The following is a 16915-nucleotide window of genomic DNA, read 5'->3' as shown; positions in this document are numbered from 1 at the left end:
ATACTTTGGCGCAACCCGTAACCTTTGTGACCCATATTTCGATCCAATAGGTGCCGGGGAAAAACCGCACAGTTGATCGCAATCCATAAAATTCGTCAACGGAGGGTCTCATGTCCTACTTCACTTTTTCCGGCAACAAACTCGCAGTAACCTTGCTCGCCGCCGGCGCCCTGGCCGTCGGCGGGACCGGTGTGGCGGCGGTGGCAGGTTCGCTGCCCGGCGGTCCGGCGGCACTGGTTGCGGAGACGGAATCCCCGTCGCCCAACCCGACCGCTACTGAAACGGAATCCCCGGAACCCACTCCCACAGAAACCGAAACCGAGTCGCCGGAACCGACACCCACAGAAACCGAAACCGAGTCGCCGGAACCGGCACCAACGGAAACCGAAGCCGAGTCGCCGGAACCGGCACCAACGGAAACGGAGGAGCCCGAATCACCGCCGGCATCCACACCGGTGGGACCTGACGCCGCTGGCCCGGCAGCGGTTGGCCTCTGCAACGCGTACGACCACGGAGGCCTGAACTCCAGGTCCACCGCCTACCAGGCACTGGTGAATGCCGCGGGCGGGGAAAGCAGCATCGGCACCTACTGCAGCACCATTCCGGCGCCGGAGGATGAGGCGGACGATGAGACGGCCGGGGCACCGGCCGCCGGCTCCGGTGAGGAGCAGGTGGAGCAGCAGGGCCAGGGCCAGGCACCTGCCCAGAAGGGCAATGCCGGCAACCAGTCAAATAATGGAAACAAGCAGTCCAGCCGCGGACAGCGGTAATCTATCAGCAGGAGCGGTGGCCGCGCCTGGAAGGGCTTTTCGTCTTGGCGCGGCGCCATCCACGGGATGTCCCGCAGGGGCATCTGCCGCAGGGGGGCGGATGCAAAGGCTCACGGATGAGGCAGCGACGCCAGGTCAGACTGACGTTGGCGTCTTCTGTGCTGTGTACCGCGAGTTCTCACCCGCGGTGCTGAGCTATCTTCGTGCACGTGATGTAGAAGACCCCGAAGGGATGACGCAGGAGGTTTTCCTGTCCCTTTACGCGCAGCTTGAAGGAGTGAACGGCGGGGTACAGGGAGCCAAGTCCCTGGTCTTTTCCATTGCCCACGCACGCTACGTGGACGAGCACCGCCGCCGCATCAGGGCCCCCGCAAGTACTGGTTACGATGCCCAAGCAGACCCGCGCTGCAGCGCTTCAGCCGAGGAGCAACTGCTGGCAGCGGAGAGCTCAGAGACGGTAAAAAGCCTCCTCGGGACGCTCCAGCAGGACCAGCAGGAGGTCATCACCCTGAGGATCATCGCTGACCTGTCCCTGGAGACAACGGCAGAAATTATGGGCAAGACTCCCGGGGCGGTCAAGCAACTGCAACGCAGGGCTCTGTGCCGGCTCAGGAAACTGCGTTCCTCACTGACAGAAGGTGAGTCATGACCGCCAACCACAGGGCGCAGGACGAGCGCCGCTTCGACGACGAGCGAAGCGTAGACGCATTGCTCGCCGAGGGCGGCTTCCCCGGGGACACCGAGCTGCGGAATCTGTTGCTCGAGTTCAGGGCCTTCCGCTCTGCCGAAGTCCCGCAGCCATCGCCCGAGCTCGCCGCGCTCATGGGTTTCCCGCCGGCTGAGGCGCCCTCGCCGGTTGAGGGTCTGGTCCGGCTGGAGGACTGGAACCGCAAGCACCCGAAGACGAAACGCGTTGCCTTCACCACGCTTGCTGTGGCGGTTTCGCTAGGCATCGCGGGCGGCGCTGCCGCCGGGAATGACGCTTTGCGCCGCCAGGCGGAAGGAACCATCAGCAATATTGTCCGGTCGTTCTCCCCGCCGGCAAGGCCAACCCCAGCACCCCCTGCGCAGTCGGAGGCACCCACGCCTCTGCCCGCCGTCGTTCCCCCGCTCTCCGAGGCGCCGCCGGCGGCAGGCCTTCCCACCTCCCAGCCCCCGGCCCCTGTCCAGGTTCACGGCCCCGGACTGTCCGCTGGTGAACGGACGGAGACCGCGGAGGCTCCCGACGCCGGACCCCAGGAGTTCCCAGGCTCCGGACGAAGGCCCCCTTCGACGATCAGCGGGACTGGAGGAAACCCCGCTGAGGCACCCGCTGGGCCCGCCGTGGTGCCTTCAAAGGCGGGCCAGCCGCCGGCCGGCAAACCTGATTCCCCCGGTAGCGGCAGGGCAAACGGCAAGGCGGATGTCAGCAGACAAGATGCCGGCAGTTCACCCCACCCGGCAGATGTGCCGCCGCGCGGACGATAGCGGGAACGTACGCACCACGCCGGGGCCGGCACCGATTTCATTCCCTCCACCGGAAGTTGGTAGAGGTTAATGGATGCAAGACCTACTGAATCCCGCCATGCCATTCATTGCCGTCACGCTTGCAGTGGCTGCAGGACTGGTCCTGTCCTGGCTGCTGCGCAAGCTCGTTTTGCGCCTCAACCGCAAGCGCCAGGAACTCCAGGCCACCTCCCGGGTGGCCCGTCAGCCGCTGCGGCTGGCACTGTGCCTCATCGGCGTCCGGACGGCGCTGGGACTGACGGCCGAGAGCGAGAGCTGGCTGCCCGCCGTCGACCATTTGCTCCTGATTGCCCTCATCGGCTCCCTGGCCTGGCTGGGGGTGGCCGTGCTGCTGATCGTCGAAGCGGTGGTGCTGGGCCGGTACAGCGTTGACGTTGCGGACAACCGGCGCGCGCGGCGGCTCCGGACGCAAATGATCCTGGCCCGGCGGATCGGCGTTGCCCTGGTGGTGGTCCTGGCCGTGGGCTCGGTGATGCTGACCTTCCCGGCCATCCAGGCCCTCGGCGCCGGGCTGCTGGCGTCCGCCGGCGTCATCTCCATCGTCGCCGGCCTCGCCGCCCAGACCTCCCTGGTGAACGTCTTCGCCGGCATGCAGCTGGCCTTCACGGACGCCATCCGGGTGGACGACGTTGTGGTGGTCCAGAAGGAATGGGGCCGCATCGAGGAAATCACGCTCACCTACGTGGTGGTCCACATCTGGGACGACCGCCGCCTCATCCTGCCCTCCACCTACTTCACCACCACACCGTTCGAAAACTGGACACGCCGCCAGTCCGAGGTGATGGGCACCGTGGAGTTCGACCTCGACTGGCGTGCCCCCGTGGAGGACATGCGCACCGAACTGCGCAGCGTCCTCGCCGGAACCGACCTGTGGGACCAGCGCGTGGGCGTCCTGCAGATCACCGACGCCACCGGCGGATTCGTCCGGGTCCGCATCCTGGTCAGCGCCGCGGACAGCGCCGCGCTTTTCGACCTGCGCTGCCTCATCCGCGAGGCCATGGTCGCCTTCCTGCAGCACAGCCATCCGGAAGCACTCCCCCAGCAGCGCTGGACCGAGGCAACGTCCGACGGCGGCACCTCCTCCCGCCGCCAGCAGCCGCTGCGGGGGCTCGGTTCGAACACCGCCGGAGGCGCCCGTCCTCCTGCAGACCCTCACGAATCCCAACTGTTCACCGGATCGATCGAGGCGGTCCAGCGTTCACGCGCCTTTACCGGCCCTGGCGAAGACGTGTTCGAGGACCGGGACAAGAACTTGGCCTCGAGGAACTGAAATACGGATCGGGACTATAGCCGGTCAAAGCCTGCGTGAAGTTCCCGGACAATGACTGTACCTCCACCCAGCAGCTCCGCTTTTTTCCTCAACTGGAGCAGCAGTTCCTCGTCCGGCGCGCCGAAGATTTCGATCGTCTTCAGTGTGACGTAGCGGGCGAACGGTGCGAACCGGGGACCTGCCACCTTCAGGTGGAAGTCAAGGGACGCCTCGTCAGGGTGCAGGTGAACCACGCTGAGCAGGGATCCGTTCCCGCTCAAGTAGGCGTTGTAGGCGATGATCCGGGGCTCATTGGCCTCCACGAAGCGCGCCAGCTCCTCCAAGCCGGCCTTGAGTGCCCCGAGCGCACCCGGCCGAACGTCTGAAGTGTCGATGTAGAGAACGAGGCCGCTCATATGTTCCTCCCCGGCATGCTTCCAGCCCTGTCATCCACGCTTCTCCCGGGACCAGCCGAAGTCAAGGACCGGGAATTTGCTCTCCGCAACCCTTGATATGTGACCAAATGGTCACCTATCATTGATCCTGTGGATGAGGTGTTCAAGGCGCTCTCCGATCCCACCCGCCGGGACCTGCTCGATGAGCTGTTCCGCGAGGACGGCCAGACCCTGAGTGCGCTCGAGGCACGCTTCGACATGACCCGGTTCGGGATCGCCAAGCACCTCAAGCTCCTGGAGGATGCAGGCCTGGTGGTGACCCGCCGCCGGGGGCGGGAAAAACTGCACTTCCTGAATCCGGTACCCATCCGGCTGGTCCACGACCGCTGGGTGAGCAAATACGCCGAACCATGGGCCGCTGGCCTCAGCGACCTCAAATCCAGATTGGAAAGTCCCATGGAAAAAATCTTCGAAATTTACATCAAGACCACGCCCGAGCGGCTCTGGGAAGCCATCACCGACAGCGACATCCGCAGTAAATACCAGTTCGGCAACACGCTCGAGGCCGACTGGACGCCCGGCGGCCGTTTCGTCATGAACAACGTCAAAGCCGGAGCGCCCTTGGGCGAAGGCGAGAACCTGGAGGTCGATCCGCCCCGCCGGCTGGTCCAGACGATGCGCGCCCTCTGGGGCGAGGACGTCAAGGCCGAGGGAACCTCGAAGATCACGTGGGACATCGAACCCGTGGGAGATTCCTGCCGCCTCACCGTCACCCATAGCGACCTCCGCGAAGGCGCCAACGAACAACTCTACGGCGGCTGGCCCATGATCCTTTCCGGCCTGAAGACCTGGCTGGAAACCGGCGAGAAGCTCACCACGCCCGGCTCGCTGATGTACACCTGAGGAACGGCCGACGGCGGGCGCGTCCCGCCGTCGGCAGCTCCCCTCCCGTTGGCTGTTGCCAGTGCCCTGGCCGAAGAGTAGGTTTCGTCTACGCGCGCTTCTTCCTACCGCCGCTTCACCCAGTCATGGTCTCCTCAACTTAATCGGCATCACTGGTACAAAGTGGAAGGTGCGTTGCCATGAGGAGCTCAACTCGTGCTGCGGTGGGTCTGGGATTCGCTGCCATTCTGGCCGGGGCAGCGTGCACCCCACCGACAGCCAGCCCACAGCCCATAGCCCAGTCGCGCACTCTGCGGGTCGCCACCGACGATGAACCCGGCAGGCCTGCCGCAGGCCAGATTGAAGAGTTCGCCCGCCAGGTCAAAGAACTCTCCGGGGGCACACTCCTCATTGAACCCGCGTGGAAAGCCGTCGGGGAGGACAAGGACGACTGGGACCAGGCGGTGGCGCGTGGAGTGATGGCTGGCGACTTCGACATGGGTCTCGTTCCAGCCCGGGCGTGGGACACCGAAGGGGTCAATTCGTTCGCCGCGCTTCATGCCCCGTTTCTGGTGACGAGCAATGGACTCCTGGCCAAGGTGGTTGAACCAAGCGTTGCTGACGAGATGTTGTCAGGCCTGGACAAGCTGGGGGTTTCCGGGCTGGCTCTGTTCCCCGAAAGCACACGAACACTGTTTGCCTTCGGCAACCCGGTGCTGAAGCCGGCCGATCTCGCCGGCAAGACCGTACGCGCCCCGAGATCCGATACAACCTATGCTCTTCTCACAGCACTTGGAGCCATGCCTGACGACCTCGCCGGCGAAGTCTTTCCCGACGGCGTTGCAACCGGACAAGTTGTCGCTGCCGAATCGTCGTTCAGCGCTGCCAGCGGCTTGCCAGGGCCCACAACGGCCGCCGCCAACCTGGTCCTGTTCCCGAAGGTGAGCTCCCTGATTGCTAACAGCAAGGTCTTCCAGGATCTAAGTGAGGCACAGCGCCAGCAGCTTACAGAGGCAGCCGCAGCCACGCGCGCCTGGGCAGTTCAGGCCATGACAAGCGTGGCAGACGACGCCGCCGAATTCTGCCGAAACGGCGGAACGGTGATCATGGCGACAGAAGCAGAGGTTGCAGCCTTCAAGGACGCAGGCGCAGCTGTCTACAGCAAGCTCGAGGCGGACCCGGTAACAAAAGCGCGCATTACGGAGATCAGGGACTTGGCTGCCGCCACGGAATCAGTTCCCAGTGAAATCCAACCCTGCAGTCCTGAACAATAGCTGTTCGGACGACGGCGGAACCTGGCACGCGGAGGAAAGGGATGGGACGCTACCCGGCTGGCGGCCGGTTGGTCCCGTCCCACCTGCGTCCGCGAAGCTTACGGGTGGCCATGAGCGACCCGCCGATAAACAGCACGCCCAGGACCACGGTGGCCACGCCCACGTAGAACCATGCACCGCGGCCGAAGATCATCAAGGCCGCGCCCAGGATGCACAGGCCTTTCGCGGTGATGTCGAGGTACAGCTGCGCCTTTGGAGAAGCCATAGCTTCACGATAAACCCGCTTTCCGGGATGGCCCGCTTAGTCCGTCCGCTGCCTCCACAGCAGGAACACCCCGAACGTCACCCCGCACAGGACCAGCATGGCCAGGACCATCCGGGCCCAGTTTTCCTGGTGCACGCCGTCGGCTGCGAAGACGCCGATCATCACGGTGGCAGTGATGGCGCCAACGTAGCGGCAAGTCTGGTAAATGCCCGCCGCGACCCCCCGCTCCTGTGGCCGGGTGGAGACGAACATACCTTGGTTTGTGGCGATGCTCACCGTTCCGTACGGGACGCCCATCAGTGCTGTCAGCACCACCACCAGCGGGATCACCAGGGTGCCGGTCAGCAGCCACATCAGCGCGGCCACCGCCGTGAGGAGGACGACGCCGGCAATCAGCACGCGGCGCACGCCGAACCTTCCCATGGCCCTGACTGCCCAGGGGGTCGCCACCACGGACATCGCGGCGAGCGGCAGCATCAGCAGGCCGACGACGCCGGGATCGTACCCGCCTGCCTCCTGCAGCAGCTGGGGCAGGCCGAAGAAAACGAAATAGTAGACGCTGCTGAACACCGCGAAGCCCATGTACACCAGCATCAGCGGCCGGTTGCGGCCCAGCAGCCTCAGGTCCAGGAACGGCCGGTTGAAGCGCAGCTCACGCCAGGCGAACACGGCGGCGATCACGGTGCCTGCGCCCAGCATCCACCAGCGGTAGCCGGGCGCCGCATTCAGCGCCGCCATCATCACCAGCAGCAGGGCGGAGACGAAAGCCAGGATCCCGGGGATGTCCGAGTCCCTGACGAGCTCGCTGACGCTGCCGTGCTCCCGGGCCTCGTCCTTCGGGGCTGCCTGCCGCACAATCAACAGCGCTGCCAGCGCGAGCGGAACATTGATCAGGAACAATGCTTCCCAGCCCACCAGGCCCACCAGCAAGCCGCCGACCACAGGCCCCACGGCCGCGGCGGAGGTGTTGGCCATCTGCAGCCGGCCCAGCGGCCGGGCGGGGTCAACCTTCGCACGGTGGGCTATCGCTCCCACCATCACCACTGCGCTGGGATAGGCCGTGGCCGTGCCCAACGCCATCACGGCTCTGGCCACGCAGAGCAGGGCGAAATTCGGGGCGAGCGGCGCCATGGCGCAGGTGACGGCGACCAGTGCCATGCCCAGCATAAACATCTGCCGTGGACCAAACCTGTCGGCCAGCCGGCCCATCACCGGCTGGCCGGCGGCCGAGGCCAGGTAGAAGGAGGTGACCACCCAGGTGACGGCGGCGACGTCGAGCCCGAAGTCGCCACGGAGCACCACCAATGCCACGGCAATCATGGAGGAGTTGAGGGGGTTCAGTGCCGTGCCCAGGCTGAGGCCGGCGACGGCCAGGGCAGTCCGGGGATTGTTGCTCACGGAAACAGTCTTACCCAACCATCCGCGCGATATCGACTTTGATGACCCTAGGATGCCTTGTTGCCTGCCTGGACAGGAGGAAAGAGGGCCTTTTCGACAACGCCGGTGAGCTCCCTGATGACCTCTGCCTGTCCTGCATCTTCCGTGCCGTCAGCATTCTCGGTGTAGATCACCAGTACAAAGGTGGAGCCACGGTAGGCCAGGACTGCGGCGTCGTGGAGTTCCCCGTCGATTTCGCCGTATTTGTGGAACACCTCAATCCCGGCTTGGGAGCCGGCGGGGATGAGTTCCTCATTGTTCGTGTCCTGCATGTAGCTCAGCAGCTGTGCGGTGTTGTCCGGGTTCAGCAGGTCGCCGGCGTATAACTGCTTCAGGACCAGGGCCATCTCGGCAGCGGTCAGGAGGTTCTCCTCCGGGTCGTAGGCCACGCCGATGGATGCCGCGTATTCAGTCAGCCGGGGATAGCCCACGGCATCCATCAGCAGCAACCACGAATCGTTGTTGCTCTCGTTGACCATGGCTTCGAGCTGGAACGCCGCGTCATAGTCCCCCAGCGGATCGTCCAGGCCTGCCTCCCCGGTTTCCACCAGGTGGTAGTACGCGGCGGCCGTGATGATCTTCGCCGTGCTGGCGGCGGTAAAGGCCTCCTGGTCGCCGAAGGTGCGCGCGGCGTCACCGGAAATGTCGGCCATGGCCAGCCCGATCCGGTACTCCGAATTATCGTCAAGGACGGACTGGATGCTGTCCTGGAGGGAATCCGGGGCTACAGCCACTGGAGCCTCGGGAGCAGCTGCCGGGACCGGGCCGGTTGTGCCATCGAGCGGCCCTGACCGCACCACGGCCAGAACAACGACGGCAACGATCACCAGCGCCACGGCGGTGAACAGCAGCGCCAGCCTCTTCCGGGCATGCCGGGGCGCAGGGACACGCAGCCGCGCCGCACGCATCTCTTGGTCCACCGGCATAGGGGCTCCTGTCCCGACTCGACAATCTGATCCGCATCCTGCGGGCCCCAGTGCACCCGATGCGATGCTGATTAGATCATTGAAGTTTGGGAGCTGCCTGTAAGGCTCGCGGAACCCGGAATCTGCCGCCGGCAATCCGCACCCGCTTGTGGTCTTTGCACCCCCGGGCCCGGGGCTGGGTTGACCGTTAGCGGGTGCGGGCAGCCAGTGCCGAGTCCAGGAACTCCAGGTGTGCCGGGGCTACGCGGACCGTGCTGTCCGCGTATTCCGGGTGCTTGGTGAGAAACTTCCTGATGAAGGGGCAGACCGGAACGATGCCCAGCCCGGCGCCGACCGTTTCGTCCAGGGCCGCCGTGGCCAGCTGGCCCGCCAAACCCTGCCCGCCGTATTCCTCGTTGATCACCGTATGGTAGAAAATCCGCTGCGGTGAGCCGCCGCCGTCGTACTCCTTGTACGCTGCCTTGCCGATCACGTTCCCGGAGTCCAGGATCTCGAAGCGCTCGCGGCCGGGGTTGTGGCGGACGGTGATGTCACTCAAGGGAACTCCTTCGATGCGGTCGTGTTGCTGCCCTTGCAAAGCCTAACCCGGCCCGGGCTGCCCCTATTTCCGCATCTCGTTTCCCTTGAAGAACCACCGTCCGCGATGCGCCTGCCCCTTAGCTCAAATACCCGTTCGGATTGAGGACGTACTTGGTGGCGGCACCGGCATCGAACTCGGCGTAGCCCTGGGGCGCTTCTTCAAGGGTGATCGCCTTGGCGTTCACGTTCTTGGCGATGTTCACCTTGTCGTTCAGGATGGCCATCATCAACTGCCTGTTGTACTTCATCACGGGGCACTGGCCAGTGGTGAAGCTCAAGGACTTGGCCCAGCCGGTGCCCAGGCTCAGGCTCAGCGCGCCCTTCTTGGCGGCTTCGTCAATGCCGCCGGGATCACCGGTCACGTAGAGGCCGGGGATTCCGAGCGCGCCGCCGGCCGCCGTGATCTCCATCAGCGAGTTCAGCACTGTGGCGGGGGCTTCTTCGGCGTCCTTTCCGTGCCCGTGTCCGCGCGCCTCGAAGCCCACCGCGTCCACGCCGCAATCCACCTCAGGCACCCCAAGGATCTGTTCGATCTGCTCCGCCGGGCCGCCCTTGGTGAGGTCCACCGTTTCGCAGCCAAAGCTGCGCGCCCGCGCCAGCCGGTCCTCGTTGAGGTCCCCCACAATCACGACGGCGGCACCCAGCAGATGCGCGCTCGTCGCCGCCGCCAGGCCCACAGGACCGGCGCCGGCCACGTATACCGTGGAGCCCACACCCACGCCGGCACTCACGGCGCCGTGGAAACCGGTGGGGAAGATGTCCGAGAGCATGGCCAAGTCCAGGATCTTCTCCATGGCCCGGTCCTTGTCCGGGAACTTCAGCAGGTTCCAGTCCGCGTAGGGCACCAGCACGTAGTTGGCCTGGCCGCCTACCCAGCCACCCATGTCCACGTACCCATAGGCGCTGCCCGGCCGGTCCGGATTCACGTTCAGGCAGATGCCGGTCTTGCGCTCCTTGCAGTTCCGGCAGCGGCCGCAGGCGATGTTGAACGGCACCGAACAGAGGTCGCCGACTTTGATGAACTCGACGTCACGGCCCACCTCCACTACCTCCCCGGTGATCTCATGGCCGAGCACCAGGTTGGGCGGTGCGGTGGTGCGGCCGCGCACCATGTGCTGGTCCGAGCCGCAGATGTTGGTGGCCACGGTCTTGAGGATCACGCCGTGGTTGACTGCACGGCCCACGTTCGCCGGGTTGACGCCCGGTCCGTCCTTGAGTTCGAAGCTGGGATAGTCGATGTCAATCAGTTCGACCTTCCCGGGCGCTTTGTAGGCAACGGCTTTGTTCCCTGTCATCTCTCTCCTCTGTTATCCCCCGGTCCGGACGTCTGCGTCCGGCCTCGCAGGGCACTTGATCCATGAGTGGTGATGCGTTCCCGGACAGTCTGCCGTCCTGCAACTTAACTGGTGCCTTGGCCGGGGTGTGCCCAGTCTAGGCATGGCCTTGGGTCGAATCCAGAGCCAGGGCGCCTTTAGACCACCTTTTAGTTATTTATCATTCGATACGGCCATGAAATTCCTGACTTTCGTTGCGAAGCCTTGTAGTGTCGGCACCGGAAAGCAGCCGCGCAGCTGTTGGCACGATATTTACGGAGGAGCGAACCATGGCAGTCAGTGACGAAGAAGCCCGGGTACTGGACCAGTGGAGCAACCGGCTTGCCCAGGCGCTGCAGATCCTGGACCTGGACGTGGACAACGAGCTGCTCCTGGACCTGGCCCGCAGGTCCGCCGACTCCGTGATCCATCCGGCCGCGCCGGTCACCACGTTCCTGGTGGGCTATGCCGCGGGCCTGGAGGCCGGGACCGGGAGCGCCGGGTCAAGGGAAGCGTCCAGCGCGGCGGTGGCTCGGGCAGCGGGCATTGCCTTCGGCCTCTGTGAAGACGGGCACAACGGCGGCCCCGCCAGCCAGGGCTGGGCTGATACGGCCCAGTAACAGCGGGCCCGGTGATTGAGCCTGCCGGAGCCCGGTGATTGAGCCTGTCGAAATCGAGCTTGAGAGTACGCAGGTTTCCGCAGGCTCACCTACCGGCTATCCTGCGGCCGTTGGCTCCTCTTCGAGTACCAGGACCGGCTCGAGCTTCACGATCACGGCTTTGGACACGGGCGTCTGGCTGCCCTCTGCCACACTTTCCAGCGGAACCAGGACGTTCGCCTCCGGATAGTAGGCGGCCGCGCAGCCGCGGGCCGTGGGGTACGACACGACCCGGTAGTTCCGCAGGACGCGCTCGGCGTTGTCCGGGTAGATGCCCCAAATGTCCACGTGCTGCCCGTCCTCAAGCCCGAGTTCGGTGAGGTCTGCCGGGTTCACGAACACCACTTCGCGGCCCTTCTTGATGCCGCGGTACCGGTCGTTGTGGCCGTAGATGGTGGTGTTGAACTGGTCATGCGAGCGGATGGTCTGCAGGATCAGGGTACCGGCAGGCCGCTCCACATGTTCGAGTTCATTAACAGTAAGTATGGCCTTGCCGGTGGGGGTGTTGAACGTTCGCGAGTCCCGGGGCCCGTTGGGCAGCACGAAGCCGCCTTCCTGCCGGATCTTCCGGTTGTAGTCCTCGCAGCCCACCACCACGTGGGAAATGTGTTCCCGGATGAGGTCGTAGTCCTTTTCGAATCCCGCCCAGTCGGCGGCGATCCGGTTCCCCAGCACGCGCCGCGCCAGCCGGCAGATGATCGCCACCTCGGAGAGCAGCCCCGGAGCCACCGGATCTACGGTGCCGTGCGAAGCGTGCACGGCGCAGACGGTGTCCTCCACCGAAACGAACTGCGGGCCGGACTCCTGCCGGTCGATCTCGGTGCGCCCGAGCGTTGGCAGGATCAAAGCCTCGGCGCCGGTCACGGCGTGGGAGTGGTTGAGCTTAGTGGAGACCTGGACGGAAAGCTCAGTGCCTTCCATCGCCGCCTCGGCGGCGCGGGTATCCGACATGGCTCCTACAAAGTTTCCGCCAACGGCGACGAAAACCTTGATGCCGCCGTCGCGCATCTGCCGGATGGTTTCCACCGCGTCTGCCCCATGGTCCCGCGGTGGATCAAAGCTGAATTCCTTCCCCAGCGCATCCAGGAAAGCGGGCGGCATCTGCTCCCAAATGCCCATGGTCCGGTCGCCCTGGACGTTACTGTGCCCACGGATCGGGGAGGCGCCGGCACCGGGTTTGCCGATGTTGCCGCGGAGCAGCAGCAGGTTGATGATCTCCTTGATGGTGGCCACGGCCTTTTTGTGCTGTGTGATGCCCATTGCCCAGGTGACAATCACCTTTTCCGCACGGAGGTAGCGGTCAGCCAGTTCATCGATCTCCTCTGAGAGCAGCCCGGTGGCCTCCAGGACGGCAGCTTCGTCCAGCAAGGCGAGATGCGCCTTGAGCTCCTCAAGCCCCTGGCAGTGTTCCTCCAGGAACTGATGGTCCAGCACCGTTCCCGGGGCCGCGGCCTCGGCGTCCAGCACCCGCTTGGACACCGCCTGCAGCAGCGCCATGTCGCCGCCGAGCCGGATCTGCAGGAACTGATCGGCCAAGTCGGTACCGTGCCCGATGATGCCCTTCACCCGCTGCGGGTTCTTGTAGCGCATGAGGCCCGCCTCGGGCAGTGGGTTGACCGCCACTATCCGGGCGCCCGCCTCCTTGGCTTCCTCCAGGGCGGTGAGCATCCGCGGATGGTTGGTGCCCGGGTTCTGGCCCAGGATGATGATCAGGTCCGCCTTTTCAAAGTCGTTGTACGAGACCGTGGCCTTGCCGACGCCGATGGTCTGCCCCATCGCCCAGCCGGAGGACTCGTGGCACATGTTCGAGCAGTCCGGCAGGTTGTTGGTGCCGTATCCACGGATGAACAGCTGGTAAAGGAACGCGGCCTCGTTGGAAGTGCGGCCGCTGGTGTAGAAGGCTGCCTGGTCCGGGCTCGGCAGGGAGTTGAGCTTGTCCGCGATGATGCCGAACGCTTCGTCCCAGCCCACCGGGCGGTAATGGTCCTCGCCGGCGGGCTTGTACACGGGTTCGGTGAGGCGGCCCTGCATGCCCAGCCAGTACTCTGACCGCTCCCGGAGTTCGCTGACGGGATGCTCGGCCCAGAACTCGGAAGAAATGACTACCGGCGTGGCTTCCCAAGTGACTGCCTTCGCCCCGTTTTCGCAGAACTCGAAGGTCTTGCGGTGGCCCGGGTCCGGCCACGCACAGCTCATGCAGTCAAACCCGTCCTTCTGGTTCAGCGCCAGCAGGGTTTTCCGTGACCGTTCCAGGCCCATGTGCTCCAGCGCAGGCTTCATGGAGTGATAGACGCCGGGAACGCCGGCGGCCCAGGTCTTGGGGTGTCCGGTTACTTCAAGCTCGGTTTCGTCGGCCTCTTCGACCTTCGGATTCTTGCGCGCCACGCTGCATCCTCCTTGCTTGGCTGGTCCCGAAATACGGTGCATGTGCCGTGGGACCAGTTGCTTCCACACTTATTCAGGGTGGCCGGGAAGTCAAGGAAAGCAACGCCGGATGTGCAGAACACGAGCGGAAAGTTGTCCACATAGCCGTGGACACCGACGACGTCCGTGTCCCGGCCGCGCTAGGCTGGTTACCTCGGCTGAAGCAAGCGGCCGCAGGATCCACTGTGCGGAGCCGCCCCTATGTCCGACGATCGTGCCCTCGCCGCCCTCGCGGCGTCGTCCTTTTCCCTGCCCCACCTCCGGGACGGCCAATTGGCCGGCATGACCGCCCTTGCCGGCGGCCGTGACGTCCTGGCGGTGATGCCCACCGGCTACGGCAAGTCCGCCATCTACCAGGTCGTCGCCCTGCACCTGAAAAACACAACCGGACGCCCCGCCGTCGTGGTTTCACCGCTTATTGCCCTGCAGGAGGATCAGCAGGACGGGCTGGCCGGGGAGCTGGGTGACGAAGCCGCCGTCGCCATCAACTCCTCCCACAGCGACTCCGAGCTGGAAGCCAGCTGGCAGGCAGCCGAGACCGGCAAGGCGGCCTTCCTGTTCCTCGCGCCCGAACAGCTCGCCAAGCAGGAAACCGTGGACCGGATTGCCAAGCTGGACATCTCCGTGTTCGTGGTGGATGAGGCCCACTGCGTCTCCTCCTGGGGCCACGATTTCCGCCCCGACTACCTCAATCTGGGCAGCGTCCGTGAGCGCCTGGGCAACCCGCCGGTGGCCGCACTGACCGCCACCGCATCTCCTCCCGTGCGCGATGAGATCGTGGAGCGGCTGGGCATGAAGGACCCGCTGGTCCTGGTCCGCGGGTTCGACCGGCCCAACATCAGCCTCGATGTGGTCAGGCACCAGGAGGACAAGGGCAAGCGGAAGGCCGTTCTGGGACAGGTGGCGGCGCTGGCCAGGGAACAAGGGCAGGGCCTGCTGTATGCCGCCACCCGCAAGGACACCGAGAAGTACGCGGCCAAACTGGCCAAGGAGGGACTCCGGGCGGAGGCATATCACGCCGGCCGGTCAGCCGCTGACCGGGAGCGCATTCACGAGCTGTTCCTGGACGACAAGCTGGATGTGGTGGTCGCCACCACCGCTTTTGGAATGGGCATCGACAAGCCGAATGTGCGGTTTGTGGTGCACGCGGACATCCCTGAGTCGCTGGACGCGTACTACCAGGAGATCGGCCGCGCGGGGCGCGACGGGGAGCCTGCCTCAGCCGTGCTGCATTACCGCGCCGAGGACCTGGGGCTGCGGAAGTTCTTCACCACGAGTTCCCCCGATCCGGAGCGGCTGCTGGCGGTGCTGAAAGTCCTCAAGGCCGCGGCCGCGCCCACGCCCAAAACCTCCCTGGCGGAGCTGACGGGTTTCCCGGCCCGTAGGGTCACGGGACTGGTCAACCAGCTGGAGGAGGCGGGCGCCGTCGCCACAGGCAAGCGCGGCATCCGCATCGCCTCCAAAGCCAAGCTGCCCGCACTGGTGGGGCGCGCCGTCGAACTCGCTGAGGCCCGCCAGCGGGTGGAGCAGTCCCGCCTCACCATGATGCGCGCCTACGCCGAGACGGACGGCTGCAGGCGGCAGTTCCTGCTGGCCTACTTCGGCGAGGACCTGCCTGAGCCGTGCGGCAACTGCGATGGGTGTGCCGCCGCGGCGCAGGAGGGACCGCCGGTTCAGGAAACGCACGTTGTGGCTCTCAAGCGCCCTGCTGACGAGCCGTTCCCGCTCCAGTCCGCCGTTGTCCACAAAGAATGGGGTCCAGGCCTGGTGATGCGGCACGAGGACGACGTCATCACGGTGTTGTTCGAGCAGGAGGGGTACAAGACCCTGTCGCGGACCGCCGTCGTGGAGCATGAACTCCTGCGGCCTGCTTAGGTAAGCCTGCTTTCGGTAGGCTGGGAGCACACCCCGACGAAAGGCCCGCCGCGTGGAAGTACCTTCTTATGTCTGGACGCTGACCGTCGCAGGGATCGTGGGCCTGCTGGCTTTCGATTTCTTCTTCCATGTCCGGAAGGCCCACACGCCCTCGCTTAAGGAATCCGCCACCTGGTCCGCTATCTACGTGGGCATCGCGCTGGTCTTCGGGCTGGGTGTGCTGATGTTCGGGGGCCATACGATGGGCACTGAATACTTCGCCGGGTATGTCACGGAGAAGGCCCTCTCCGTGGACAACCTCTTTGTGTTCCTTATCATCATGGCCAGTTTCCGGGTTCCCCGCGCAGACCAACAGAAGGTGCTGCTGTTCGGGATCGTTTTCTCGCTCATAGCCCGCACCGCGTTTATCTTCCTGGGCGCCGCATTGATTAACAGCTTCGCCTGGGTGTTCTACATCTTCGGGCTGATCCTGCTCATCACCGCGGGCAACCTGCTGCGCCCCAACAGCCACGACGACGAGTCCGAGGGACTGGTGGTCCGGCTCGCCAAGAAGTTCCTGCCGGCCTCGGAACACTACGAGGGCGACAAGCTCTTCACCATGGAGAACGGCAAGCGGGTCCTCACTCCGATGCTCCTGGTGGTGGTGGCCATCGGCGGCACGGACATCCTTTTTGCGCTGGACTCGATTCCGGCCATCTTCGGCCTGACCCAGAACGTCTTTATCGTCTTCACCGCCACCGCGTTCTCCCTCATGGGCCTGCGGCAGCTGTTCTTCCTGATCGACGGGCTGCTGGACCGGCTGATCTTCCTTTCGTACGGTCTGGCCGTCATCCTGGGCTTCATCGGCGTCAAGCTCATCCTGCACGCACTGCACGAGAACACGCTGCCGTTCATCAACGACGGCGAACACGTCAATGTGGTGGAAGTCAGTACCGAAGCCTCCCTGGCCGTGATCCTCGGCGTCCTGCTGGTCACCATCCTGGCTTCCATTTTCAGCCCGAAGGGCAAGGCCAAGAACGCCGTATCCGGTGCCCGGCGCCACGCCGTGGAGTACCTGGACCTCAACTACGAGACGGACATGGTGGAGCGGGACAAGATCTTCGCCGCCATGTGCCGCGAGGAGGGCCAGATCCGCAAGCTGCCCGAGAAGTACAAGAAGCTCATCCGCAACGAAACCGAGTTCATGGACCTGCTGCGGAAGGCCCACATCGAGCACGACAAAGCCCAGGTGCGCGCCGCGGCCGCGGAGAGTTGACCTCTGTCCGCTGGCTTGTTGGTCCCGGGCGGGATTGTCGGGGCCCCTTGATAGGTTGGATTCAAGGCCAGGGGAACCCTCCTCCGGGCCGGCTGTCGATGGGGAG

At 65.0% G+C, this 16915-nt stretch carries 16 protein-coding genes; 9 read left to right on the top strand and 7 right to left on the bottom strand.

Annotation, left to right across the window (positions count from 1 at the left end):
* The first annotated feature begins 110 nt into the window (after positions 1–110).
* The 4 genes from FBY31_RS18425 (at position 111) to FBY31_RS18410 (ending at position 3546) form a co-directional block, all read left to right on the top strand.
* Entirely contained in the window at positions 111–770 is a 660-nt protein-coding gene (locus tag FBY31_RS18425) for a hypothetical protein (protein WP_142043954.1), read from the top strand.
* 100 nt (positions 771–870) lie between these two features.
* Positions 871–1419: an RNA polymerase sigma factor gene (locus FBY31_RS18420; RefSeq protein ID WP_142043952.1), complete on the top strand. Its 549-nt coding sequence runs from the start codon at positions 871–873 to the stop codon at positions 1417–1419.
* Complete coding sequence (locus tag FBY31_RS18415; RefSeq protein WP_142043950.1) at positions 1416–2237, top strand: hypothetical protein; 822 nt, start codon at positions 1416–1418, stop codon at positions 2235–2237. Before FBY31_RS18420 ends, FBY31_RS18415 begins: the two co-directional genes overlap by 4 nt.
* 73 nt (positions 2238–2310) lie before the next feature.
* Positions 2311–3546 (top strand): mechanosensitive ion channel family protein, encoded by a 1236-nt coding sequence (locus FBY31_RS18410; RefSeq protein WP_235013118.1) that lies wholly within the window; start codon positions 2311–2313, stop codon positions 3544–3546.
* A gap of 14 nt (positions 3547–3560) precedes the next feature.
* Here FBY31_RS18410 and FBY31_RS18405 read toward each other — a convergent pair whose 3' ends face one another.
* Positions 3561–3941, bottom strand: coding sequence for a hypothetical protein (locus FBY31_RS18405; RefSeq protein ID WP_142043948.1), 381 nt, complete (start codon positions 3939–3941; stop codon positions 3561–3563).
* A gap of 129 nt (positions 3942–4070) precedes the next feature.
* Here FBY31_RS18405 and FBY31_RS18400 point away from each other — a divergent pair, with 129 nt between their 5' ends.
* On the top strand, positions 4071–4823 hold the full coding sequence (locus tag FBY31_RS18400; RefSeq protein ID WP_142045537.1) for an ArsR/SmtB family transcription factor: 753 nt from the start codon (positions 4071–4073) through the stop codon (positions 4821–4823).
* Positions 4824–5002: 179 nt separating this feature from the next.
* The gene (locus tag FBY31_RS18395) at positions 5003–6076 is read left to right on the top strand and encodes a TRAP transporter substrate-binding protein (RefSeq protein ID WP_142043946.1); all 1074 of its coding nucleotides are present in this window, start codon (positions 5003–5005) and stop codon (positions 6074–6076) included.
* 49 nt (positions 6077–6125) lie between these two features.
* Here FBY31_RS18395 and FBY31_RS18390 read toward each other — a convergent pair whose 3' ends face one another.
* The 5 genes from FBY31_RS18390 to fdhA form a co-directional block, all read right to left on the bottom strand.
* Entirely contained in the window at positions 6126–6341 is a 216-nt protein-coding gene (locus FBY31_RS18390) for a hypothetical protein (RefSeq protein ID WP_142043944.1), read from the bottom strand.
* Between the two features lie 36 nt (positions 6342–6377).
* Entirely contained in the window at positions 6378–7739 is a 1362-nt protein-coding gene (locus FBY31_RS18385; RefSeq protein WP_142043942.1) for an MFS transporter, read from the bottom strand.
* A gap of 47 nt (positions 7740–7786) precedes the next feature.
* Positions 7787–8704 carry a serine hydrolase gene (locus tag FBY31_RS18380; RefSeq protein WP_142043940.1) on the bottom strand — a complete coding sequence of 306 codons (918 nt, stop codon included), beginning with the start codon at positions 8702–8704 and terminating at the stop codon, positions 7787–7789.
* Positions 8705–8891: 187 nt separating this feature from the next.
* On the bottom strand, positions 8892–9242 hold the full coding sequence (locus tag FBY31_RS18375) for a GNAT family N-acetyltransferase (RefSeq protein WP_142043938.1): 351 nt from the start codon (positions 9240–9242) through the stop codon (positions 8892–8894).
* A 118-nt stretch (positions 9243–9360) separates the two neighbouring features.
* A complete protein-coding gene (gene fdhA, locus FBY31_RS18370) occupies positions 9361–10578 on the bottom strand; it encodes a formaldehyde dehydrogenase, glutathione-independent (RefSeq protein ID WP_142043936.1) in 1218 nt (405 codons plus the stop codon).
* A 308-nt stretch (positions 10579–10886) separates the two neighbouring features.
* Between fdhA and FBY31_RS18365 the strand changes: the two genes are divergently transcribed.
* A complete protein-coding gene (locus FBY31_RS18365) occupies positions 10887–11216 on the top strand; it encodes a DUF6457 domain-containing protein (RefSeq protein ID WP_142043934.1) in 330 nt (109 codons plus the stop codon).
* Positions 11217–11312: 96 nt separating this feature from the next.
* Here the strand turns inward: FBY31_RS18365 and FBY31_RS18360 are convergent, their stop codons facing one another.
* On the bottom strand, positions 11313–13640 hold the full coding sequence (locus FBY31_RS18360) for an FdhF/YdeP family oxidoreductase (RefSeq protein ID WP_142043933.1): 2328 nt from the start codon (positions 13638–13640) through the stop codon (positions 11313–11315).
* Between the two features lie 240 nt (positions 13641–13880).
* Between FBY31_RS18360 and FBY31_RS18355 the strand changes: the two genes are divergently transcribed.
* Together FBY31_RS18355 and FBY31_RS18350 are read left to right on the top strand one after the other, a co-directional pair.
* Positions 13881–15554, top strand: a complete 1674-nt coding sequence (locus tag FBY31_RS18355) for a RecQ family ATP-dependent DNA helicase (RefSeq protein ID WP_142043931.1) — start codon at positions 13881–13883, stop codon at positions 15552–15554.
* Between the two features lie 52 nt (positions 15555–15606).
* Positions 15607–16809: a TerC family protein gene (locus FBY31_RS18350; RefSeq protein WP_142043929.1), complete on the top strand. Its 1203-nt coding sequence runs from the start codon at positions 15607–15609 to the stop codon at positions 16807–16809.
* Positions 16810–16915: the final 106 nt, after the last annotated feature.

It is taken from the genome of Arthrobacter sp. SLBN-100, from assembly GCF_006715305.1.
GTDB lineage: Bacteria > Actinomycetota > Actinomycetes > Actinomycetales > Micrococcaceae > Arthrobacter.
The sequence above is the reverse complement of the archived record's forward strand: the minus strand, read 5'-3'. Positions and strand labels throughout refer to the sequence as shown.

What these genes read in the sequence shown, in the direction of transcription:
- FBY31_RS18425 (WP_142043954.1), top strand. Translation starts at nt 111, where the DNA reads ATGTCCTACTTCACTTTTTCCGGCAACAAACTCGCAGTAACCTTGCTC.
- FBY31_RS18380 (WP_142043940.1), bottom strand. Translation starts at nt 8,704, where the DNA reads ATGCCGGTGGACCAAGAGATGCGTGCGGCGCGGCTGCGTGTCCCTGCG.
- FBY31_RS18410 (WP_235013118.1), top strand. Translation starts at nt 2,311, where the DNA reads ATGCAAGACCTACTGAATCCCGCCATGCCATTCATTGCCGTCACGCTT.
- FBY31_RS18415 (WP_142043950.1), top strand. Translation starts at nt 1,416, where the DNA reads ATGACCGCCAACCACAGGGCGCAGGACGAGCGCCGCTTCGACGACGAG.
- FBY31_RS18405 (WP_142043948.1), bottom strand. Translation starts at nt 3,941, where the DNA reads ATGAGCGGCCTCGTTCTCTACATCGACACTTCAGACGTTCGGCCGGGT.
- FBY31_RS18355 (WP_142043931.1), top strand. Translation starts at nt 13,881, where the DNA reads ATGTCCGACGATCGTGCCCTCGCCGCCCTCGCGGCGTCGTCCTTTTCC.
- FBY31_RS18420 (WP_142043952.1), top strand. Translation starts at nt 871, where the DNA reads ATGCAAAGGCTCACGGATGAGGCAGCGACGCCAGGTCAGACTGACGTT.
- FBY31_RS18395 (WP_142043946.1), top strand. Translation starts at nt 5,003, where the DNA reads ATGAGGAGCTCAACTCGTGCTGCGGTGGGTCTGGGATTCGCTGCCATT.
- FBY31_RS18390 (WP_142043944.1), bottom strand. Translation starts at nt 6,341, where the DNA reads ATGGCTTCTCCAAAGGCGCAGCTGTACCTCGACATCACCGCGAAAGGC.
- FBY31_RS18365 (WP_142043934.1), top strand. Translation starts at nt 10,887, where the DNA reads ATGGCAGTCAGTGACGAAGAAGCCCGGGTACTGGACCAGTGGAGCAAC.
- fdhA (WP_142043936.1), bottom strand. Translation starts at nt 10,578, where the DNA reads ATGACAGGGAACAAAGCCGTTGCCTACAAAGCGCCCGGGAAGGTCGAA.